22 protein-coding genes and 1 riboswitch are annotated in these 22,340 nt (G+C 45.2%); of the genes, 14 read left to right on the top strand and 8 right to left on the bottom strand.

The window, feature by feature from the left end; all coding sequences use genetic code 11:
• Positions 1-248: 248 nt before the first annotated feature.
• Positions 249-369: riboswitch (SAM riboswitch) on the bottom strand.
• A gap of 595 nt (positions 370-964) precedes the next feature.
• From cydD to EKQ44_RS19095, 3 genes are all read left to right on the top strand, one after another.
• Entirely contained in the window at positions 965-2,698 is a 1,734-nt protein-coding gene (cydD, locus tag EKQ44_RS19105; RefSeq protein ID WP_237665156.1) for a thiol reductant ABC exporter subunit CydD, read from the top strand.
• Positions 2,695-4,416: a thiol reductant ABC exporter subunit CydC gene (cydC, locus tag EKQ44_RS19100; protein WP_237665155.1), complete on the top strand. Its 1,722-nt coding sequence runs from the start codon at positions 2,695-2,697 to the stop codon at positions 4,414-4,416. The genes cydD and cydC overlap by 4 nt, the downstream gene beginning before the upstream one ends.
• 94 nt (positions 4,417-4,510) lie before the next feature.
• On the top strand, positions 4,511-4,705 hold the full coding sequence (locus EKQ44_RS19095; RefSeq protein WP_237665154.1) for a hypothetical protein: 195 nt from the start codon (positions 4,511-4,513) through the stop codon (positions 4,703-4,705).
• Positions 4,706-4,882: 177 nt separating this feature from the next.
• On the opposite strand, the gene EKQ44_RS19090 is transcribed toward EKQ44_RS19095, so the two are convergent.
• The 4 genes from EKQ44_RS19090 to EKQ44_RS19075 all read right to left on the bottom strand — a co-directional run bounded on the left by EKQ44_RS19090 (position 4,883) and on the right by EKQ44_RS19075 (position 8,200).
• Positions 4,883-5,482 carry a PepSY domain-containing protein gene (locus tag EKQ44_RS19090; RefSeq protein ID WP_237665153.1) on the bottom strand — a complete coding sequence of 200 codons (600 nt, stop codon included), beginning with the start codon at positions 5,480-5,482 and terminating at the stop codon, positions 4,883-4,885.
• A 111-nt stretch (positions 5,483-5,593) separates the two neighbouring features.
• On the bottom strand, positions 5,594-6,157 hold the full coding sequence (locus tag EKQ44_RS19085; RefSeq protein WP_237665152.1) for a PepSY domain-containing protein: 564 nt from the start codon (positions 6,155-6,157) through the stop codon (positions 5,594-5,596).
• Positions 6,154-7,524 carry a HAMP domain-containing sensor histidine kinase gene (locus tag EKQ44_RS19080; protein WP_237665151.1) on the bottom strand — a complete coding sequence of 457 codons (1,371 nt, stop codon included), beginning with the start codon at positions 7,522-7,524 and terminating at the stop codon, positions 6,154-6,156. The genes EKQ44_RS19085 and EKQ44_RS19080 overlap by 4 nt, the downstream gene beginning before the upstream one ends.
• A gap of 7 nt (positions 7,525-7,531) precedes the next feature.
• A complete protein-coding gene (locus tag EKQ44_RS19075; protein ID WP_237665150.1) occupies positions 7,532-8,200 on the bottom strand; it encodes a response regulator transcription factor in 669 nt (222 codons plus the stop codon).
• Between the two features lie 194 nt (positions 8,201-8,394).
• Between EKQ44_RS19075 and EKQ44_RS19070 the strand changes: the two genes are divergently transcribed.
• Positions 8,395-10,104, top strand: coding sequence for an ABC transporter ATP-binding protein (locus EKQ44_RS19070; protein ID WP_237665149.1), 1,710 nt, complete (start codon positions 8,395-8,397; stop codon positions 10,102-10,104).
• Positions 10,105-10,194: 90 nt separating this feature from the next.
• Entirely contained in the window at positions 10,195-10,617 is a 423-nt protein-coding gene (locus tag EKQ44_RS19065) for a general stress protein (protein WP_237665148.1), read from the top strand.
• 227 nt (positions 10,618-10,844) lie between these two features.
• Here EKQ44_RS19065 and EKQ44_RS19060 read toward each other — a convergent pair whose 3' ends face one another.
• Complete coding sequence (locus EKQ44_RS19060) at positions 10,845-12,386, bottom strand: FAD-dependent oxidoreductase (RefSeq protein WP_237665147.1); 1,542 nt, start codon at positions 12,384-12,386, stop codon at positions 10,845-10,847.
• Positions 12,387-12,666: 280 nt separating this feature from the next.
• Here EKQ44_RS19060 and EKQ44_RS19055 point away from each other — a divergent pair, with 280 nt between their 5' ends.
• The 8 genes from EKQ44_RS19055 (at position 12,667) to EKQ44_RS19020 (ending at position 21,019) form a co-directional block, all read left to right on the top strand.
• Positions 12,667-14,112 carry a VWA domain-containing protein gene (locus EKQ44_RS19055; RefSeq protein ID WP_237665146.1) on the top strand — a complete coding sequence of 482 codons (1,446 nt, stop codon included), beginning with the start codon at positions 12,667-12,669 and terminating at the stop codon, positions 14,110-14,112.
• 360 nt (positions 14,113-14,472) lie between these two features.
• Entirely contained in the window at positions 14,473-15,402 is a 930-nt protein-coding gene (locus tag EKQ44_RS19050; protein WP_237665145.1) for a manganese-dependent inorganic pyrophosphatase, read from the top strand.
• Positions 15,403-15,911: 509 nt separating this feature from the next.
• Positions 15,912-17,159 carry an ABC transporter substrate-binding protein gene (locus EKQ44_RS19045; RefSeq protein ID WP_237665144.1) on the top strand — a complete coding sequence of 416 codons (1,248 nt, stop codon included), beginning with the start codon at positions 15,912-15,914 and terminating at the stop codon, positions 17,157-17,159.
• Entirely contained in the window at positions 17,137-18,003 is an 867-nt protein-coding gene (locus EKQ44_RS19040; RefSeq protein ID WP_237665143.1) for an ABC transporter permease, read from the top strand. The genes EKQ44_RS19045 and EKQ44_RS19040 overlap by 23 nt, the downstream gene beginning before the upstream one ends.
• Positions 18,004-18,807, top strand: coding sequence for an ABC transporter permease (locus tag EKQ44_RS19035; protein ID WP_237665142.1), 804 nt, complete (start codon positions 18,004-18,006; stop codon positions 18,805-18,807).
• Positions 18,804-19,787 (top strand): ABC transporter ATP-binding protein, encoded by a 984-nt coding sequence (locus EKQ44_RS19030; protein WP_237665141.1) that lies wholly within the window; start codon positions 18,804-18,806, stop codon positions 19,785-19,787. The genes EKQ44_RS19035 and EKQ44_RS19030 overlap by 4 nt, the downstream gene beginning before the upstream one ends.
• Positions 19,784-20,425, top strand: coding sequence for a TVP38/TMEM64 family protein (locus EKQ44_RS19025; protein WP_237665140.1), 642 nt, complete (start codon positions 19,784-19,786; stop codon positions 20,423-20,425). Before EKQ44_RS19030 ends, EKQ44_RS19025 begins: the two co-directional genes overlap by 4 nt.
• A gap of 12 nt (positions 20,426-20,437) precedes the next feature.
• A complete protein-coding gene (locus tag EKQ44_RS19020; protein ID WP_237665139.1) occupies positions 20,438-21,019 on the top strand; it encodes a CDP-alcohol phosphatidyltransferase family protein in 582 nt (193 codons plus the stop codon).
• Between the two features lie 218 nt (positions 21,020-21,237).
• On the opposite strand, the gene EKQ44_RS19015 is transcribed toward EKQ44_RS19020, so the two are convergent.
• Both EKQ44_RS19015 and EKQ44_RS19010 read right to left on the bottom strand, forming a co-directional pair.
• Positions 21,238-21,384 (bottom strand): lmo0937 family membrane protein, encoded by a 147-nt coding sequence (locus EKQ44_RS19015; RefSeq protein WP_010195114.1) that lies wholly within the window; start codon positions 21,382-21,384, stop codon positions 21,238-21,240.
• A 94-nt stretch (positions 21,385-21,478) separates the two neighbouring features.
• Positions 21,479-21,628: a lmo0937 family membrane protein gene (locus tag EKQ44_RS19010; protein ID WP_148989869.1), complete on the bottom strand. Its 150-nt coding sequence runs from the start codon at positions 21,626-21,628 to the stop codon at positions 21,479-21,481.
• A 255-nt stretch (positions 21,629-21,883) separates the two neighbouring features.
• On the opposite strand from EKQ44_RS19010, the gene EKQ44_RS19005 reads away from it, so the two are divergent.
• Positions 21,884-22,072 (top strand): CsbD family protein, encoded by a 189-nt coding sequence (locus EKQ44_RS19005; protein ID WP_088016761.1) that lies wholly within the window; start codon positions 21,884-21,886, stop codon positions 22,070-22,072.
• Positions 22,073-22,090: 18 nt separating this feature from the next.
• Here EKQ44_RS19005 and EKQ44_RS19000 read toward each other — a convergent pair.
• Positions 22,091-22,340: hypothetical protein (locus EKQ44_RS19000; RefSeq protein WP_237665138.1), on the bottom strand; the 250-nt coding region annotated here is incomplete at its 5' end.

The raw sequence follows: 22,340 nt of genomic DNA, 5'->3' as shown, positions 1-22,340 counted from the left end.
AGGGATGGGGGGATTCAGTCTCCCCCTGTTGCTTGCAGTGCAAGGTGTGAGACTCCTACGGGAGAGAAGCGACAATCTTGAGACCCCGCAGGGCATAGCCCAAGGAGGCTCAAGGCTCAAGGTCGCCCCGTGGAAAACGAACACCCGGAACGGAAAGCAACAGGGGAGTTTCAGAGATACCAAAAGGCCGAGAATAAAAAGAAAAAAGCCTTCTATAAGAAGAAGACTTTTCTATCGAAAGTTCATTCTTCTCATCTCTGCAAGCATCACAGCTCACTGGAATTAGCACCTTTTCAGCGTCCGTTCTTCCGGGCGCTGCTGGTTGCTGAGGTGTCTTCGGGCCATTCCCTCAACCTCTCTGGATAAGAAAGTTCACTATTTAATTATCTGAACAATTTAATTATTTAACTAATTTACAACAGGTAAGGGGGAAATGCAATGTTTTTTTCTGAATGATTTAATTTTATGCGGTGAAGGGGTGGGGTAGAAGGAATTTTTGTACTTGATTAATACTTTTAATGAAATATTTTACTTTGTGTAGTGGATTTTTCAACTAATCCCTTCACAATAATGCTTAATCCCATCATTAGTTTGGTCAATTCCATCACAACGAGTACCATTCCTAAAGATATGGGGTCATTGATGAGTTTCAAAAAATGAATCCCTTCATAAGAGAAGTTAATTCCTTCATAAGTGGAAGAAATCCCTTCATATCTCCTCTTAATCCCATCATAACGATAACTAATCCCTTCACATGAAAAAGGGAACCGCTTCGTCTCCTGAAAAATCCGTTACTTTAAAGACGGAAGAGGGAAAACATGAATATGTCATAAAATGGTCAATCCCAAAAGAAGAAATTCCAACGGGCATGTTATATAATGTTAACTATAAAGTATGTGAAACTTTTCACTAACTAAACGATACAATCCAATTTTCACGAACAGAAAAGAGGGATTTTAACGATATGACAAATTTAAAAACGATCGCAAAATCACATAGAGGCGCAAGGGTGACGCTGATCCTAATCGCCCTCCTGACAGGTGCGACGGTCATCGGGCAGGCGTATTTCTTTGTCACCATCGTTGATCGAGTCTTCCTGAGGGGGCACACTTTCCAAGAAATCCTGCCCTTCCTTGGGGGACTTCTAGCGGTGTTGGCTGCAAGAGCCGCCTTGACCTATTGGAGCGGTCTCACCGGCGTGAAGCTTGCTGCGAAAGTTAAGCGGGATTTTCGCACCGCCTTGCTCCAAAAGTATTCCAACAGCCCGGTTCAAGCTTCCCTAAAAGGCCAATCCGGCCAAAAGGTGAGCGTCATGATGGATGCAGTGGATGAAATCGATCCGTATTTCAGCAGGTATGTGCCACAGGTCATTCAATCGAGCATCATCCCGATCATGATCTTGATTGCGGCATTCAGCCAGCACGTAAATACAGGGTTGATCATCTTGGTCACAGCACCGTTTATTCCGATTTTCATGATTGTGGTAGGCTTGAAAACGAAGAAGAAATCGGAAGAGCAGATGGATAAACTGAACGCATTTTCCGGTACGTTCCTTGATACCTTGCAGGGGCTCACGACATTGAAGCTTTTCGGTCGTTCTGCCAAGCAACAGGAAACAATCGAAAACAGCAGCTTAAGCTTCCGTGATGCGACGATGGAAGTGTTGCGAATCGCATTTCTGTCTTCCCTGATGCTTGAATTCATTTCGATGCTTGCCATCGGATTGATCGCGCTTGAGGTAGGCTTACAGCTTGTTGTTTTTGAAAATGTGACGTTCTTTACTGCTTTTTTCGTATTGGTTTTGGCACCTGAGTTCTACCTTTACCTGAAGGAGCTTGGTAGCGCATTTCATACGGGGCGCGGAAGCATGGGGGCAGCGAAAAAGGTGACAGATGAGCTCGCAGAAGAGGAGGCACCGATGGAATGGGGAGACGCATCCCTTCCGACAGAAAACGGTCCGCCTTCTATCCAATTGAAAAACCTTGGCTTCCGTTATGGGGAACAAGGCTTTGCCATAAATAATCTATCAGTGGATATTCCGCCATATACGCAGCTTGCCTTGATTGGTCGAAGTGGTGCGGGTAAATCAACATTGCTCAACCTGATGGCAGGGCTGATCCGCCCGACAGAAGGCGACGTGCTGGTGGATGGAAAGCCATTATTTGAATATGAGGAAAAAGCATGGTTTGACCGTGTGAGCTATATCTCGCAGAATCCTTATCTTTTTTCCGGAACCATTGCAGAGAACATCGCGATCGGTGGAAAAGCGGAAGCAACACAAGCAGAAATAAAAGCCGCTGCGGAGAAAGCGGGAATCCTACCGTTAATTGAATCTTTACCTGAAAGCTTCCAAACGAGGATCGGAGAAGCGGGAAGAGGGTTATCCGGAGGGGAAAAACAGCGATTGGCGTTGGCGCGGGCCTTTTTGAAAAAGCCGTCGGTTATCCTGTTCGATGAACCAACAACAGGACTCGACCTCCAGACAGAGCGGATATTACAAGCTTCCATGAAGGAGTTGGCCAAAACGTCGACCGTCATTACCGTTGCACACAGACTGCATACAATCAAACAGGCGGACTCCATTCTACTGCTTGAAAATGGATCAATAATCGCAAAAGGAACACATGAAGAGCTGGTCCAAGCAGTACCGGCCTACCGGGAAATGGTGTCTGTCCAGCAAGGAGGGAGTGCAGGATGAGAGAATTGGCACATGTCGTGAAGCTGGTCATGTTGGAAAAGAAAGACATACTCCTGTCCGTTTTGCTCGGATTCTCAGCGGGAATTACGGCTGTCGGGCTATTTGCCTCCAGTGGTTACCTTATATCCAAAGCGGCACTGGCTCCGCCGATCTATACGTTGACCGTGATGATCGCGGTATTGAAGCTCTTCGGTTTTGCGAGGGCATTCAGCCGCTACGGTGAGAGGTTATACTCGCATAGGGCGACATTTACGATATTAAGTAATCTACGAGTTTCTTTTTATAAAAAAATAGAGCCGCTTGCGCCACAGATTTTTCAAAAGTATCGCAGCGGCGATTTGCTTGCACGGATTGTGGGGGACGTGGAGAGCTTACAGAATTTCTTTCTTCGCGTATTTTACCCACCGATTGTGCTGGTGCTCGTCTTTTTAAGCACGATATTTTTCATTAGCTTTTTTTCGATTTACTTGGCTTTGGTGATGCTAGTCGGATTGATTTTGACCGGGTTTGTGGTTCCGGTGTACTTTGCGCTTGGACAGCGCCGACTGCAACACCGTGTCAGGGAAGAGAGAGGGGCGCTCTCAACAGAGGTGACGGAGCTTTTCTACGGCTTCCGCGATTTGAAAATTTATCAGCAACTGGAGGATAAGGAGAAATTGCTTGCCGAGGCTGCTGGTTCTTATGTGGCGGAGCAAGAGCGAGAAGGAAAACAGGCGATGTTCAATCAATCCGTGAACACGTTTATCACGTTGCTCGTTTCATGGACCTTGCTTGCACTTGGAGCCTATCTGACGGTCGAAGGACAGTTTGATGGTCTGTTCCTTGCGATGCTTGTGATGATCTCCTTGACTGTATTTGAAAATGCCGCGCCGATGGCTGTTTTCCCGAATCATTATGAAGATAGCAGGAGGGCGGCCTCCAGGTTGGATGAGGTCGTGTCTGGGGAGCCGGCTGTTGGTGTGGCACCTGAGAGCACGGTGGAACTACCTGTGCAACAGGCATTTTCCTTTGATATGAAGAATGTCAGCTTCCGCTATCCGGGTGAATCCCGCCTGACACTGGACGGTGTGACTATCAACTTGCCTGCAGGATCAAAAACGGCAATCGTCGGACCGAGCGGATCTGGAAAGTCGACGTTACTGCAGCTACTGTTGAAGATTTATGAGGCAGAGGATGGGGTAGTCTCGTTGGATGAGTGGGACTATGCTTCGGTGGAGCAGGAAGACTTATGGAGCAAGGCAAACGTCGTCCTTCAGGAGAATCACTTTTTCTACGGCACGATCAGGGAGAATCTCTCCCTTGCCAAGGATGGACGGAGCGATGAGGAGATGCTGGAAGCTTTGGGCGCAGTGAAGCTTGACGGGTTCTCTTTGGATGATGAGGTGTTGGAAAAAGGGGAGAACCTCTCCGGTGGGGAGAAACAGCGCCTTGCTATGGGGCGTGCGCTACTTAAGGGGGAGCGGTTGTGGCTGCTGGATGAGCCGACCTCCTCTGTGGATGCTGTAACGGAGGCGGCGATATTTGAGAAGCTGTTTGGTGTTGCGGAAAAGGATACATTGGTGCTTGTTAGTCATCGATTGACTGGCTTGGAGAAGATGGATCAGATTATTGTGATGGAGAATGGCCGTGTGGTAGAGGCAGGCACATTTGATGAACTCATGAGTAAGCAGGGGTACTTTTATGAAATGAAAGAGATTGAGAAGAGTGTGTTTATGTAGGTTGGGGGCATTGTTTTGGCCTGGCCGTCTGGGGAGAGTTTTTGGACCTGGGCGGCTTTTTTAATTTGGTTGGGGGCGAGGGGGCTGGTGGGGAATGGTGAAAAGTGAAATGTCCGAAGTTTTTCAGATTTTGTCCAAAGATTTTGTAAAGTTGACCGAAGATTCGCCAAAGTTGACCGAAGTTTTGAACTTTTTGTCCGAACCAAATTTTCAACTGTCCAAACGCCCGCCACTCTTGTCCGAACAAGCTATGGCAAATGTCCGAACCCCCATCCAAAATGCATATTAAATGTCCGAACCCATGAAAAAGTTGTCCGAATGCTTTCTCGTATGCTTAAAATACCACAAATCCCCCAAAATTCTGCATAAACAAAGGTTCAAAAGACTAATTTGCTAAAAGCCTTTCCCCAATAATACCCAAACCTAAAAAAAAGCAGCCCAACAAAGGGCCGCCCTCATTAAACCATTAATCATCCCACTCTACATACAACACTTTCCCTGTAATGGCATCAATAGAGATCGTAACACCTTCATCGTCACCATTTTGAAAGTTTTCAATTTCCACTTCATATACAAGTTTTCCGTTTTCACGTTCTAGTTCAATATCTTCGAGTTTGCCCGGTACTTCCTTCTTTGCGATTCCTATGGCCTCACCAATGGAGATCACGGCTTCATTCGCGCCAGCGTCCTCAGCCTTTCCGTTTCCACCAGAAGAGGCTGCTTTTTTACCTCTACGCTCGTCTCTCTCTTCCTTGATGATCTCGCCATTCGAGGCATCCACCTTGAATTCAAACTCATACTCCTCATTTTTCACTTCGATTTCATAAACAAGACGCCCATTTTCACGATCTTTCTCCGCTTCTTTTAAAACGCCATTTTCCACTTTCGCCAACACAATATCAGATGCTTCGGCTAATGTGATGCCAGTCTTTTCTTCAGATGGAGTGGCAACCTGGACCTGCTTCAAGTTTTCCTTTGTGTCCTCGTTCTTTAACGCTTCCGCTCCTACGCTGATTCCACCGATAAGTACGGCTCCTGCTATCACTGTTGTGAAAATTTTCATCATTAATTCCTCCTTGAAATGTTTGTTTCGCTTGCTACACTTACATAATAGCCAGCCAACATTAATAGAAAAGGAGGAAAAGATTAAAAAATCTTAATGAAACTTCTGTTTATTTTAATCCCATGTCAGGGACAGGATTTCACCTGTATAAGCATTGATGATGATGGTCGCTTCCGAATCCTCATCCACTTCGATTTCGACTTCATATACCTTCACGCCATCATCTTCATCAAGCTCTACATCATCCACTTTACCTGGTACTTCGTTTAAGGCGATTTCAATGGCTTCATCCCTGCTAAGCATGCTTGGAGCGGGCTTCTCCTCGGCGGGATCTTGAGGCTCTTCGCCAACTGGCTCCTGCTTATCTGTGCCAGGTTTTCCTCCACCGGCATCCTCTTTACGGTTCACCAGTTTTAACGAGGTGATCTCTCTACTACGGCCATCCACCATCAGCTGGTATTCCCCCATATCATTTTCGATGAACACCTCGTAGGTTTCGTCTTTTTGGTGCATGGAGGTAATGAGGCTGCCCCTATATTGGCTTTCCACCAGCTCCCGTACCTCCGTTTCTGATGCCAAGGCCTCTGTCTTGTGAAAAAAGAGATAGAAGAGCGCAACCCCTGAAACTACTATAAAAGCGCCAGTGGTCAGAAGCAGGAACCGTTTTGTATTTTTCATTCTTGTTCACTGTCCTTTCCCTTGGGCAATGTCACTTTCACGGTCGTGCCTTTTCCTTCCACACTAGTAAAGTCGATCGTTCCTTGGTGTGCGTCCACAATCTGCTTGGCGATGGAAAGACCAAGCCCTGCACCGCCAGACTCACGGTTTCTGGCTTTATCGACCCGGTAAAAGCGGTCAAAGACTTTATCTATGTCCTCTTTCGGGATGCCCATCCCTTTATCACGGACAGCAAAGTAACAATTGCCAGTCGTCTCGCCAAGTTCCAACTCTACTTCTGCTTCACTATATTTCCGTGCGTTATCCAAAAGAATATAGAGTAACTGTTTTATTTTATTGGTGTCTGCAAAAACAGGGGAGACTAGCCCCCCCTCCATTAGCCTGATTTCCCTGCCAAAAGAAACTTCCATATGGTGAGCCGCTTGCTTGCAGAGATCACCCAAATCGACCGTTTCTTTCTTCAACACCATATCATTATCCGCATTGGCCAGCTCTAGCATCTGCTCGGTCATTTCCTTCATCCGGATCGACTCAGAGTAAATGGCATCCACCGATTCCTCCAATAACTCGGGTTTCTTCATGCCCCAGCGTTTGAGCATGCTTGCATAGCTCTCGATTACCGTTAGCGGCGTTTTCAATTCATGGGAGGCATCGGAAACGAACTGCTGCTGTTTTTGGTAGTTTTTCTCTAGGATATCAATCATCTGGTTGAACGTGTTACCCATTGTATAAAGCTCATCCTTAGAAGTGCCCTCAAGTCGCAGCTTTTGATAATCCCCAGTCTGTTGGATCTGCTTCATCGTTTTCGTCATAGCATGGATCGGTGTCAAGATGATTCGGCTCAATACGTTTCCGAAAAATAAGGCAGGAATCAAAATGAAAACTGAAGCGAGCAGTAGCACGATAAGCAGGATGTTGATCGTCCGTTTGGAATCCTCCAGCTTTTCTGTGACTTCAAGCATCACGATGTTTCCATCCGTCCATATCAACGGATAGGAAACGACCGCATATGGAGTGCCTTCTAATGTTCGCACGGTGGAAAACTGCTGATTCTGAAACTTAGTGGGTACCAACCTCATGTCGTACTCCTTGGCACTGTTGGCAACAGAGGTATTCTCTTCTGTCACGATGCGGATCATCCCGTTAGGAGGGAGGTAGGCGTTGAGCAGGGAGCTGAAATCCGTTTCGTTCTCGCTTATCGCCCGGTTCACGGCCGCTGTCACTGACTCGGCATGATCCCTGACCCGGTTCAGGTCATTGTCCAGAATGTTTTTTTGGAAAAGAAAATAGATGGCCCCGTTAACGAGAAGCAGCATGATGACGAGCCATACGGTGGAAAACAAGAGAATTTTACTTTTTATTTTCATCTGCCTGCTACTCCTTTAATCGGTATCCGACACCACGGACAGTCAAGAGCACATCTGAGAGGTCCAGCTTTTTCCGAAGATGCCTGACGTAAACGTCGACGATATTGGTGTCCCCGTAATAATCAAAGCCCCAAACCCGGTTGAGGATCTGTTCACGATTCAGAGCCTGTCCTTTGTTTTCGATAAAGTAAACAAGAAGGTCGAACTCTTTGGGAGTCAGGTCCACTTGTTCTTTGCCACGAACGACCTCGCGTGTTTTTTCATTAACGGTCCAGTCCTGGACATTCAAGACACTGGAATGCTCTGCTTTTACCTGGACCGTCCGCAGGGAGGCTCTTACTCTTGCCAAAAGTTCCTCTATTTCAAAAGGCTTTGTCACATAATCGTTGGCACCAAGATCCAGACCGCTTACTTTATCGGGGATGGAGTTGCGGGCGGTCAACAAAATGACAGGAGTGTTTGAATCGGTAGTGCGGATTCTCCTCAACACTTCTAGACCGCTCAATTCCGGGAGCATCACATCAAGCAACACCAAGTCCCAATCCTGCTCTTTGAATTTTTCCAAGCCGCTGGTGCCAGTAAATGCAGCGTCCGTCTCATATCCTTCATGCTCGAGCTCCAGTTGAAGGACACGGGCAATCTTTTTTTCGTCTTCAATGATCAGTATATTAGCCATCGCACATTCTCCCACTCTCTACATAGGATCCTTTTGATTTCTTTATAACACAGGTAGTGCTTGTTTCCTAATATAATTACATTGACGTGTATTGGGAAAGGGTAGTATAGTAGAATGTAAATGATAATGATTATCATTAGGGGGTCGAAGGAAAAACGCTATTACATAATAATTTGGAAAAGGGTGTGGAAGTATTGGTACGACGGTTTTTCTCCTATTATAAGCCATACAAGTGGCTGTTTATTTTGGATTTTTCCTGCGCCGTCTTGGTGGGGTTGCTGGAGCTTGCATTTCCGATTGCCGTTAACCAGGTAATCGATAAGCTGTTGCCACAACAAAATTGGACAGTGATTGTTTGGGCTTGCATCGGGCTGCTAGCCATCTATGCAATCAATACCGGCCTACATTACATTGTTACCTATTGGGGACATATGCTTGGAATCAATATTGAAACCGACATGCGCAGAAAGCTATTTCAGCACATGCAGAAGCTGTCATTCGGCTATTATGACAATAATAAAACGGGGCACTCCATTTCCAGGCTCACCAAGGACCTAGAAGAGATCGGTGAAGTTGCCCACCATGGACCAGAGGATGTCTTTGTGGCATTGATGACCCTGATAGGGGCGTTCTTCATCATGCTCGCCATCAACTGGAAGCTTGCCATTCTATCATTTTTGGTCATACCGCTTCTGATGATCCTTGCCATCCATTTTAATAAAAAAATGACACGCACGTTCCGCAGAATGTTCAGCGACGTTGCAGAAATAAATGCAAGAGTAGAAGACAGTATCGGTGGGATCCGCGTGGTGCAGGCTTTTGCCAATGAAAAACACGAACAGAAGCAATTTGCTGTGAACAATGAAAGCTACCGTTCTACCAAACTGGCTTCTTATAAAATCATGGCCCAGAATGTCACGGCAAACTACATGCTGATGCGACTTGTGACGTTATTTACCCTGCTGTTTGGGACCTTCTTTGTCATCCGTGGGGAGCTTAGCTACGGGGAGTTTGTCGCATTCATCCTTCTGTCCAATATTTTACTAGGACCTATTCAGAAAATAAATGCAGTGATCGAGAGTTATCCAAAAGGGATTGCCGGGTTTAAACGTTACACAGAGATCATGGACACCGAACCTGATATTGCAGATGCGCCAGGTGCGGTCCATGCCGATCTTGAAGGGGAGATCCATTACCGTAATGTATCGTTTGGCTATGAAGGCAACGAGAGAGTATTGAGAAACATCAACCTCACCGTCAGGGCAGGGGAAACGGTGGCGATTGTCGGTCCATCGGGCGCCGGAAAAACAACGCTTTGCAGCCTCTTGCCAAGGTTCTATGAATTAGAGGAAGGGAGCATCCTCATTGACGGCTATGATACGCGGGAATTGAAGCTCGAATCCTTGCGAAGCCAAATCGGCATCGTGCAACAGGATGTCTTCCTTTTCTCAGGAACCATCAGAGAGAATATCGCATACGGAAAACTTGATGCGACAGATGAAGAGATCATGGAGGCGGCAAGACGCTCCCAGCTAGATGAATTCATCGCCACACAACCACAGGGGCTTGATACAGTCATTGGAGAACGCGGGGTGAAATTATCTGGAGGTCAAAAGCAACGCCTTGCCATTTCGCGGATCTTCCTCAAAAATCCACCGATCCTTATCCTGGATGAAGCCACATCTGCTCTAGATACGGAAACAGAACGCGCTATCCAGGGGTCGTTGACGGAGCTTTCCAAAGACCGGACAACGCTTGTCATCGCCCATCGTCTGGCAACCATTAAAAATGCAGACCGCATTATGGTCGTGACAAAGGATGGCATCGCAGAACAGGGCCGACATGAAGAGCTGATAGAGGCAGAGGGGATTTATAGCAGATTACACCAAGCACAATTTGGTTAAGAACAAGGAAATTTTTGTAAGAGTGTTTCAACAGTTTCCACGGGGGAATGTATAGAGAAAAGAACTATCATTTTCCTAGGAGGAACGACAATGAAAAAAACGATATTAGGTGTTTATGATACAGAGAAAAAAGCCAGAAATGTGGTAGAAGGTTTGATTGTTCAAGGGTATCAGGCAGAAGAGATCGTCATCGTGGCACTAGGTGATTCCCTTGGCTCCGATTATCCAATGGGAACACGCATCGAGAGGATTGTAGCAGAAGAGGATGACTCCATGGTGGATAAAATCTTTTTGCCAGAAGAAGCTCAAGCACCACAAGGGGTCGGCAACAAGCTGCTAGGTCTCGGTCTATCAGATCGTGACGCGCCGATGTATGCAACAGATGTGGAGAACGGCAGGATCCTGGTGCTGGTGAATGAAAAGGAGAGCCAGGAAGCACAAACCATCGAAACTTGTGTGGAAGATCGCGGACAGCAAGGAATGCAAGCGGCAGGTGTGAGACAAGTAGATTGATAAAGAAGAGGAACAACTCCGTTGACGGACGTTCCTTTTTTAAAAGGCTGTTTTCTCAAAGGTTGTTGCTACAGTAGGAATTTGGAAACTAGATTTTTCACTTGGCCATTTGCGGAAAGGAACAGCAGCGATTAACCTATAACTAAACTATTTTTCAATAAAAAGACCGGGCGGTTTTTGCCCGGTTTAAATTATGGTAAAAGAGATTTTGGTAAAAAAGAATAGCGTTATTCTTCATACCCCTTCAACGGTTTTGTTGCGGGCCCTACCAATACGTCCCCCTTATAGGAGAACCGGGAAGCATGACACGGACAATCCCAGGAGCGTTCCGCATCGTTCCATTCCACGTCACATCCCATATGTGTACAGGTAGGCTTTACAAGGTGACATGTGCCTTCGCTGTCCTTGTATGCTCCCACCTTTTTGCCATCCAATTGGACAATGCCACCCTCATCACACTTCAGATCATCTAGGCTGTGAGACTGTCTCTTTAATTTGCCTTTCACCAGCTCTTTGGCTACAGTTGCATTTTCCTTTACGAAATTTTTGATGCTGCTCGTCTCCATTTCGCCCCTGCTAGGATGGAAAAGGTCCGTATACGGATTGGCCTGGTTGAGGATCGTATCTTTTAATATACAGGCGGCAATCGTCCCATTTGTCATTCCCCACTTGGCAAAGGCGGTGGCTACGAGCACATTATCCGACCCTTTCTGAATGGGACCGATGTATGGCAGGCGATCAAGTGAAAAAATATCCTGTGAGGACCAGTGATACGGGATATCATTTATATCAAAATACCTGGCTCCAAACTCGGCAAGCTTCTCATAATTGATGAGGGTGTCCCAATCATGTTGACCGGTGGGATGCCCTTCCCCTCCAAGAAGCAATAATCTCTCTCCGTCAGGACCAATTGCAGATCGGATAGAGCGGGTCGGTTCATCCGCACTCAAGTACATGCCTTCCGGTATACTGACATGTTCCATGTTAGCAGCTAGAGCGTAAGAGCGTTCTACATGCAATCTGGAAAAGAGAAGGCCATTCATATCGTTGAAAGGGTAATGAGTGCTGACGATGATAGTTTTGCTTTTCACCTCAAACCCGTTGTCCGTTTCAACAATCGAGGAATCCTTCTGTATGTCCGTAGCTTTTGTCTGTTCATACACCTTCCCGCCTAATTCTGTAAAAGCCCGTAGCAGCCCATTTAAATACTTGACTGGATGAAACTGTGCCTGATCCCGCATCATCACACCATTTTTCACGGGAAAGGGGAGTGACAGATCTTCCATATGGGCAAAGCCGCCATTGATACCAAGTTCGAGATAGGCATTTGCCTCTTCTTCGACCTTTTGCTCCATTTCCTTGCTTGTGGAGTAGACGAATGACGGGAGTGTGTGGAAATCGCAATCTATTTGCAAATCATTGATGTTTTTCTGGATGAAAGATAAACCCTCCTGATTTGCCTCATAGTAAAGTCGTGCCTTTTCTTGTCCGTGTTGCTTGATTAGGTCTTGATAGATCAACCCGTGTTGGGAGGAAATTTTGGCGGTTGTAAAACCGGTAGTACCACCGATGACTCTGCCTGCTTCGAGAAGTGCGACACTCAATCCTTCCTTTGCAAGAAGATATGCGGCGGTGATGCCTGTGATTCCAGCCCCGATGACAGTCACATCCGCTGAGATGTTCTCCTGAAGTGGGGGGAATGTGTCCGATGAATGTTGTTGCTGCCAGAGGGATGCGGGATGAGATGGTAGTTTTACAATTTTATGCATGTTCAGAACCTCCATAAATAGTGTTACTATTTCCTACCCTACTTGAGGGGAAAATATCGTTCTGGAGAGTATTTGGGAGAATGATAGAAAAACAGGTGGGTTATTTTTTATTGGAAAAAGAGAGCTGGAATAGTTATCCTATTTATGGAAGGCGACAAGTGGATCATCATTTTGAATGGAGAAGAGTGTCATTTTGATAGGTAAATAGGGTGTTTTAGAGAAAAGGTGAAACAAAATAAAGCGATTGACCGTACTTAATAGAAGAATTGGAGGGAGACAGATGAGATTATTTGTAATGTTACTAAGTATATCCATGATTATACTTGGAGGTTGCACAAAAAGGGAAAACACAACAACCGAGCCAACTCCTTCTTCCAATGAAGAAGAGTGGCAGGAGGAAAAAGGGAAGGAAGAGGATAAAAACGAGGAAGAGCATAGATCTTCTGCCAATGAGGTTCTTGGAAAATTAGATGAAGTGGTGATCCCGTCCAACCTGGAAGAGTTTGTTGCGGTCCTTTCGGGTACCATGACTGGGGATATCGAGTATGAAGAGGAAACCAGTATTTGGCCTTCACTCAATCCTTTAGAAGGCTTAGAAGAAGAATTCCTTCTACATATGGAAGATGTTACGTCAGAAACCACAGAAACGGATACGCTATTGAAGGCGTTCATCCACCTGTTAGGGAACAATGCGTACCCTGAGGCAATAGGAAAACTGGCAAACTATGAGCCTTCTTTTAATGAACCGCTGTTGCCCGAGCCCGAGCTGAACGAGACAGCACCAAATGGACAGGGAACACCTTCGAAAGCCTTGATCCTTTTGGATGCAAGCTCGAGCATGTTGTTGGATGTAAATGGCCAGCAGAAAATGAAGGTGGCAAAGGATGCGGTCTTGAGTTTTGGTAAAACGATAGGAATGAACAGTGATGTTTCTCTCTATGTGTATGGGCATGCGGGCTCCCAAGAAGACAAGGATATGCAGGTGTCCTGTACGACGATAGAGGAGGTCTATCCGGCACAGCCGTATAACGAAAAAGCATTCTTTGAAGCGGTTCAAGGTGTGGAGGCGAAAGGCTGGACCCCACTTGCCGAAGCCATTAAAACTGCTCGTGAAGATAGTGCCGATTACGACGGGGATATTACCCTCTATATTGTAAGTGATGGGATGGAGACGTGCGACGGTAATCCAGTTGAGGAAGCGCAAGCCTTCGCAGCTGAAAAAGAAGGCCGCCATGTGAACATCATCGGATTCCATGTCGACAAAGAATCAGAAAATCAGTTGAAAGATGTGGCGGCTGCCGGAAACGGAGAGTACATCTCTGCCGATAGTGCCGATGACCTGCAGAACAGCATGAAATACAAATGGCTGCCTAGTGATCTCGACTTGATGAATAAATCATTGGCATCCCCTAGAGGCACCTTTGCCGTCTCTTTTGCCAATCTTGACCTTGGTAAAATGAAAATGACGATTAATCATGCCATCACCAAGGAAGCAGAGCGATTCAGAGGTGCTGCAAAATCGTTGAAAAAAGCAGAACAAATCACCGAGGAAGAGGAAGTTGCGTTACTTGCTAGAATCGAAGAGTACAAAGAGGCAATGGAGGCATTAAAGGATGAATTACATGCCAAAAAAGAAAAGGAAATGAACGATGAACTTGATCGAATCGATGCAGAAATTCAAGATTGGATCGAGCGGATGAACAAGCTGAAGGAAGAGAACGGGTAAGGCTTTGTGGACCAGTCGGAGGGTAATTCTCGGTTTTGGCACGAACCCGGGGTGTTTTGGCACGAACTCCACCCAATTCGGCACGAACTTGGCCAGTTTCGGCATGAACTCCACCCAATTCGGCACGAACTTGGCCAGTTTCGGCATGAACTCCACCAAATTCGGCATCAATTCGGATTTATGATATCGCCTGCGAAGACCCCACCTCCGTAGTAGCTACAAAAGTAAATAGGAAAAAAATCCAGTTGGTACGACGTTTTAAGATTTTCATTTTGAAACAAGAGATATTTTAAGGTAATATACAAAGTGGAAGAGTTAGCACGAATAGCTCGATATTACATTTACGCAAGGAGAGTACTCATGACAAAAGTTTTAGTACTAGGACATAAAAACCCAGATACAGATTCCATCTGCTCGGCAATTGCCTATGCAGAGTTGAAAAAGCAATTGGGCATGGATGCAGAGCCAGTCCGCCTAGGTGAATTGAATGGCGAAACGGAATATGCACTAAAAGAATTTAACAGTGAAGTGCCGCGTCTAGTGGAAACTGTTGCAAACGAAGTGAAGGAAGTAATTTTGGTCGACCACAACGAGCGCCAACAAAGCGTTAGCGACATTGATCAAGTTCGCGTCCTTGAGGTAATCGATCACCACCGTATCGCAAACTTTGAAACAGCAGATCCATTGTACTATCGTGCAGAGCCTGTAGGATGCACAGCGACGATCTTGAACAAGCTTTACAAGGAGAATGGCGTAGAAATTTCCAAGCCTGTTGCAGGTTTGATGCTTTCTGCCATCATTTCTGATTCTCTATTGTTCAAATCCCCAACTTGCACGGACCAAGATGTACAAGCTGCAAAAGAACTTGCGGAAATCGCGGGTGTGAATGCGGAGGAGTACGGTTTAGCGATGTTAAAAGCGGGAGCGGACCTTAGCGACAAAACGGTAGAACAGCTTATCTCCCTTGATGCAAAAGAATTCCAAATGGGTAACTACAAAGTGGAAATCGCACAAGTGAACACGGTCGATACAAATGACGTTCTTGCAAAACAAGAAGAGTTGGAAGCTGTAATCACAGCAAACGTTGCTGACAAGGGGTTGGATTTATTCTTGCTAGTGGTGACGGACATTCTAGAAAATGACTCTGTTGCACTTGCACTAGGTTCCCAGGCTCCAGCTGTGGAGAAAGCTTACAATGTGACACTAGAGAACAACACTGCCTTGTTAAAAGGTGTGGTATCCCGTAAGAAGCAGGTTGTACCTGTGTTGACGGATGCTTTGACAAAATAATGGGTTGCGCATGGATTGATTCTTTAAGTGAGTTAATCCATGCGCTTTTTCGGCTTTACAGGGGTTTTTTAGTTGAATTTTGATGCTTATAAATCGTTCGGACAATTATAATGGAGGTTCGGACAATTGAGCCTCTTTTTTACATAGGTTCGGACAAGTTCAAGGCCGGGTTCGGACACCATGCAGGGACGTTCGGACATTTGAAAAGTTCGTTCGGACAATTATCGGTGAACTTTCGGACAACTTTGCCAAAACTTCGGACAAGAACGCCAAAACTTCGGACAAAAAACGAAAATCTTCGGACATTTGCCCTAAACGGAAGCGAGTGCAGCACCGCAGATCCCCATCATCCCCAAAAAAACTACCTCCAAGTGATCCAATTCCCCTCCAAAAACGTTAGGTTCCTAAAGAACCTAAACCCACCGCAAACATACCAACATTTCAAAGTGTAAAAGGATAGTGTTATATATATAGATAGAGGGAAATCGATAAAGAGAAGAGGGACGTCCATGAAAACAAGGTTACTGGCATTATCATTATTGATCGTTCTACTAATCGCAGCTGGCTGCTCCAACTCAACCACTAACAGCAACAGCACCAGCGAGGAACTAAAAGACAAAGAATGGAGCGACATCACAGAACGTGCCGACGGCTCCAAAGTACGCATATTCATGTGGGGCGGCGATGAAGGAATCAATCGCTACATGGATGAATGGGTTGCACCAAATCTAAAAGAAGCTCATAACATCGAACTAGAACGAGTGCCGATGGATACGAACGAAATCTTGCAAAAGCTGTCAACGGAAAAGCGGGCGAACAAAGAGGACGGGACGATCGATATCATCTGGCTGAACGGAGAAAACTTCAAGAACGCCAAGGAGTTTGAACTACTCTACGGACCTTTCAGCGAAAAGCTACCAAACTATCAAAACTATGTGGACACAGAAAGCCTGGACATCCAATATGACTTCGGAACAGAGGTGGAAGGACTGGAGGCCCCATGGGGGAAAGTGCAGTTCGTTTTCCTATATGATGAAGAAAAAGTCCAGACTCCACCGGCAAGCCTACAAGAATTAAAGGACTGGATAAAAGAAAATCCAGGAAGATTCACATATCCAGACGCCAATGATTTCACCGGCAACGCGTTTTTGAGACATATCCTTTACGATGCTGTCGGAGGCCCGGAGAAATTATTAGAGAACGGCTATAACGAAGAGGTTTTAGCGAATCACGAAGACACCCTCTGGAGCTATCTCCGTGAAATACAACCTTCCCTATGGAGAAAAGGTGAAACCTACCCAGCAACTCTAACAGACCTAGATCGCCTTTATAGCCAAGGGGAAGTGTGGATGACGATGGGGTATAACGAGGCGAGGGCGGAGAGCCTTATCAAGGATGGCGTTTTCCCTGAAAGCACGAAATCCTTTGTGTTAGATTCAGGTTCCATCGGTAACACGCACTTCCTGGCCATCCCGTTTAAAAGTCCAAACAAAGCAGGAGCGATGGTGGCGATAGATTTCCTGATGTCCCCAGATGCACAGCTTACGAAATACGAGTCGACCTATTGGGGTGAAAATATGGCCCTTGATCCGACAAAGTTGCCAGAGGAGGCGAAAGAAAAGCTGACAAATATGGATCGGGGAGCTTCTGTCCTGCAACCGGAAGAATTGAGCGAAAGCTTATTGCCGGAAGTGGATGCGAAATATGTGAATTGGTTGAAGGAGCACTGGGTCAATGAAGTGGTTCAAAAGCAATAGTTGGAGTCTAGCACTCCTTCCGGCTTTTCTTTTTACATTCTGTCTTGTTGTGTATGGGTTGTTTATGGCGGCACAAGAGAGTGTGACAACCTTGAATGGCTTTTCATTGGATGCATATAAAAAGATATTTAAAAATAAGGCTTTCCTGGATTCCCTCACATACAGTCTCAGGATCGCCTTCGTTTCAACGGCGCTGTCCCTCCTTTTGGGACTTTTACTAACCAAATTTCTATTTGAAACCTTGAAGAACCACTTGGCCCGGGCGGTTGTTTGGCTGCCAATGTTATTTCCTCATTTTGTGTGGGGATATATGATGATCCTGCTTTTCTCACAAACGGGCTGGTTTTCCACCCTGATGCATGGAATGTCCATCATAGAAAGTCCAGATCAGTTTCCGGTGCTGACCAATGACCGCTATGGAATCGGCATCATCATCACCTACACATTAAAAGAAATTCCTTTTGTCGTGTTAATGTTGTTGCCTGTATATGCACATCTCAACCGGGATCTGCCACATGTCGTGAGGACACTTGGTGGCAACAAGTGGCATGTGTTCAAAACAGTGGAGTGGCCATGGTTGTTTCCGGTGCTGATGGAGGCGGGACTGATTGTTTTTGCCTTTATTTTGGCGGCATTTGAAGTGCCGTATTTACTTGGCACTACCTATCCAAAAATGGTATCGGTCCTTGCGTATGAATGGTTTTATCAAGGAGATTGGAGCAAAAGGCCGGAATCATTTGCAGTGATGATGACCGTGACCGTCATTATTTTTGGTCTGCTACTTGTTTTGTTGAGTTTGGTTTCAAGATCACGGTATCGCATGATGAAAGGAAACGGGATGTAGATGAGAAAGAATAGAAACTGGAGCATTGTGTATATCATTTTCACGTTCGTTCTCTTTCTTCCTATCCTCCTATTGTTAGTGAAAAGTGTATCCTATGGTTGGCGGTGGGGGGAGGTCGTTCCATCATCTTTTTCTGCCAGAGGCTTTACCGTCTTGCTAAATGATTCGCGCTTTTATTCGGCAATTGGCATGACGCTTTTAATAGGGATGATGGTTATTCTCCTAAATCTGTTGATCGCAGTACCGGCTGCAAGGGCACTGGCTTTTCACACGTTCAGGGGCAAATCGCTGGTTGAAGTCGTTCTTCTTCTCCCGATACTCATCCCGAGCCTCGCGGTGGCGATGGGGATTCATATCACGATGATTCGACTAGGTCTGGCGGACCAGTGGCTAGGGGTTGTGTTGGTTCACCTCATCCCAACTGTGCCATATTCTATCAAAATTTTAAGGTCGGGTTTTGAAAGACTTGGGCAGAAGTGGGAAGAGCAAGCAAGTTCGCTTGGCGGAACACAGGTTGCGATCCTCTACAGAATTTACTTGCCGCAATTGTTGCCTAGTTTTCGAAGCATGGTGTTCTTGATTTTTGTCATCTCCCTAAGTCAATATGCGCTGACGTCCATTATCGGTGGTGGAAACGTTCTGACTTTGGCTATGTTATATTTTCCGTTCTTATCGTCAGTGGACGAGGCAGTCATTGCTAGTTTCTCGATCGTGTTTGCATTGCTCCCTATAATCGTGATGGTCGGGTTTGAACTGGTGTTTCGACTGCTGATTCCTTATCAGAAAAGGGTGTTTTTAGATTGAGTGAAAAAGTAGTGATAGAGAAAGTATCGAAAAGATACGGAGAGAAAAGCATCATCCGTGACATGAATCTGACGATCGACCAAGGGGAAATCATCAGTGTTGTCGGCCCATCAGGCAGCGGCAAGTCGACACTATTAAAATGCCTTGCAGGACTTGAAGCCGTTTCAACTGGAACCATCAAAGTGGGGAAGGAGGATATCACCTCTCTGCAAGCCAATCAGCGTCCGATTGTCATGATGTTTCAACAGCCACTCTTGTTTCCGCATATGACCGTCTTGGAAAATGTCATGATCGGTTTATCTTTTAAAAGAAAAGGAACGAAAGCCAAGCGAAAAGAATCGGCCACCAATTTTCTTATGAAAGTGGGACTTGATGGATACGGAAAGAGTTACCCTTATGAGCTATCCGGTGGACAGCAGCAAAGGGTTGCGTTGGCCAGGGCCCTAATCACGAATCCTCATCTTTTGCTTCTGGATGAACCGTTCAGCAGCATCGATAACGAAAAAAGGGACGAATTGCGATTATGGGTGAAGAATTTATTGAAAGAAGAAGGTATTGCAAGCCTTTTTGTCACCCATGATATAGAAGAAGCAATGCTGATGGGGGATCGGGTCGTCGTATTTGCCGAACAGAAAATCCAGCAGATTGGCAAACCGATGGATGTGTATGAGGAGCCGGCAACACCTTTTGTGGCAAAATTCTATTCTGATGGACTTCTGGTAGATACCAATACCTTTGTTCATTCAAAAAAATTGACAGTAGCAAAAGAAAAGTCAGAAGAAAGCTTTCAGTCCTATAAAGGGACGGTGGTACAGAAAAAAGTGAAACATGGAAGCCTTTTTTATGATATCCAGATGGAAGCCCTTCATCAGAAGCTCACTCTTCCCTCGAACGAGAATCTGGATCTGTCCCAACAAGTCTGGGTAACGGTCCAACAAGAACAAGATCTTGTCCATTTCCATCGAGGAGATGAACAATGAGTAGAAAAACAATAGCAAAGCTTTTATTGCTAGCAATTGTGATTAGTGTATTATTGGTAATCAATTACCGCTATGTTTCCATCTCCCCTTCTAGTATAAGAGAGTGGATACTTGGCTTTGGGGTATGGGCGCCGATCATTTATATCATCCTATATACAGTAAGGCCGCTTGTTTTGTTTCCTGCTTCGGTTTTATCACTTGGAGCGGGGCTTGCTTTCGGAGCTCTCTGGGGAACTATTTATACGATCATTGGTGCATCAAGTGGTGCGGTACTGTCATTTATGGTGGCTAGAAAGCTTGGCAAGAATCTGGCAAAGACCTCCTGGAAGGGAAAGGCGGCGTCCATTCAACAAAACATGGAGAAACGGGGCTTTTTCTATATTCTTATCCTTCGTTTATTACCGATCGTTAATTTCGACCTTATCAGCTATGTAGCCGGAATTTCCAAAGTACGGTTTATCCATTTCCTTCTAGGAACGGTACTTGGAATCATACCAGGTACCTTTGCCTTTAATTTTTTGGGATCAAGCTTTGTAGAGGGAGACTATACCTATCTATTGATTGCGGTGGTCGTGTTTGTCTTGATTGCTATCATTCCTATATTTTTTAAAGAGCGTTTCAAAAAATTCTTCAATTAAAGGAAGGTTTCTATGCTTGATACGCATGCCCGAAAATACGTACAACCTTTAATATCAAACACGGCAGAGCAATTGCTGAAGTTCGGATTGACGCCAAATCAGGTTACGGTCATTTCTTTTTGTATTGGCGTGTCTTCTGGGGTCTTTTTCTATTTTGGGCTGCCGATTATAGCAGTATTGGTTCTGTGGGTTTCTGGCTTCCTTGATGCGGTCGATGGCACGATGGCCCGAAAAACCAAATCCTCTCCATGGGGGACGGTGATGGATGTAACGTTTGATCGTCTGGTTGAGATAAGTGTCATCCTCGGTGTGGCGTTTATTTATCCTGAAATACAGTGGGCTTTATTACTATTGAGCGTGTCCATCATCTTTTCCATTACGGTCTTTTTAACGGTAGGAGCGGTGTCAGAAAAACAGGGCATGAAGTCATTTTATTACCAAGCTGGGCTTGCGGAAAGAACGGAAGGCTTTATTCTACTTTCCCTTATGATGTTGTTACCTGCATTTGTTCTATGGACCACCTTGATCTTCCTAGCGGTTGAAATCATCACAGGCTTTCAACGTTTCTTCGAGGCAAAAAGAATTTTGCAATAGAATTTCTAAGCTGATGATTGGAGCAAAGGGTGAAGATTCCAGTGGGAAGGGAGCGGCAATGTTGAGACACCAAACGTTGTGAGTAGGCTCAAGGTCGCCCCACGGAAAGAGAAGCTCAGTGCGGAAGTCAACAGGGACGTTATCAGATTTCCATGAAAAAAGCTGGAAAGATTCAGTGTTGTCACTGATTCTTCCCAGCTTTTTTCTATTTATCATCACTACGGCCTTCTGCGGCCAGCAAATAAGTTAAAGACTAATGCGATTAGTGCTAATACAAGGATGATGTGGATTAGGTTCCCTGCGATATCAAAAGAGAATCCTAGTAACCATAAGATAAGTAATACTGCAAAGATTGTCCATAACATAGTGATATGCCTCCTAAACATCTGACTTAAAATAGCTGTACTATTGTTTTTCCCTTAGGATATACAACTAGTCGTAGCAATTAATGGATAAGTGTTACCTGACACCTCGTCTTCTTCCGAATAGGTTAAATACGATTGCCAATACAGCTAGAACTAAAAGAATGTGAATTAGTCCTCCACCGATTTCCATTGCGAAACCAAGTAACCAAAGAACTAATAATACAACAAATATTGTCCACAACATGTGATTTTCCTCCTCTATCGTTTTAGTATTTTTTTCATCGTCTACACAGAAGGTAATTCCCTTGGGTGAAAATTTTAAACCAATATTTTTTTTATTTGTTTGTGATGGACTATTTGATAGGAACTAATAAATAGGAAAAAAGTTCCGAAAAAAGTTTGTTCCTAAATTAAGGTTTTAAATAATGCAAAGGTGGAATTGAGTAACTAGTGACGAGCTATCAGATGTCACAAATTGAAGTGGGAGGTGAAGTTGATTATGAATCAAACAACCATGAAAGGTAAGTGGAACCAGATGAAAGGTGACGCCAAGAAGAAATGGGGAAATCTCACGGATGATGATCTTCAACAAATTGAGGGAGATCGTGATAAGCTGGTAGGCAAAATTCAGGAGCGTCACGGGAAGTCCAAAGAAGAGGCGGAACGTGAAGTGGACGGTTGGATGTAGGCAGTACTTAGGTCTTTTTTAAAAATTACTTAAAGGAGAGGAACCGACATGGCAGATAACAACAATAGCAATAACTCTAATAACAGTAACTCCAATAATTCTAACAACAGTAACAACTCTAATAATAACAACAATAGCAACAACAGCAATAACAGCAACAACAACAGCGGCAACAACAGCAATAGCGGCAATAACAGCAACAACAGCGGTAACAACAGCAATAGCGGCAATAACAGCAACAACAGCGGTAACAACAGCAATAGCGGCA

Source organism: Sutcliffiella horikoshii, from assembly GCF_021991925.1.
Lineage (GTDB): Bacteria > Bacillota > Bacilli > Bacillales > Bacillaceae_I > Sutcliffiella_A > Sutcliffiella_A horikoshii_F.
This window is presented reverse-complemented; position numbering and strand designations above follow the sequence as displayed.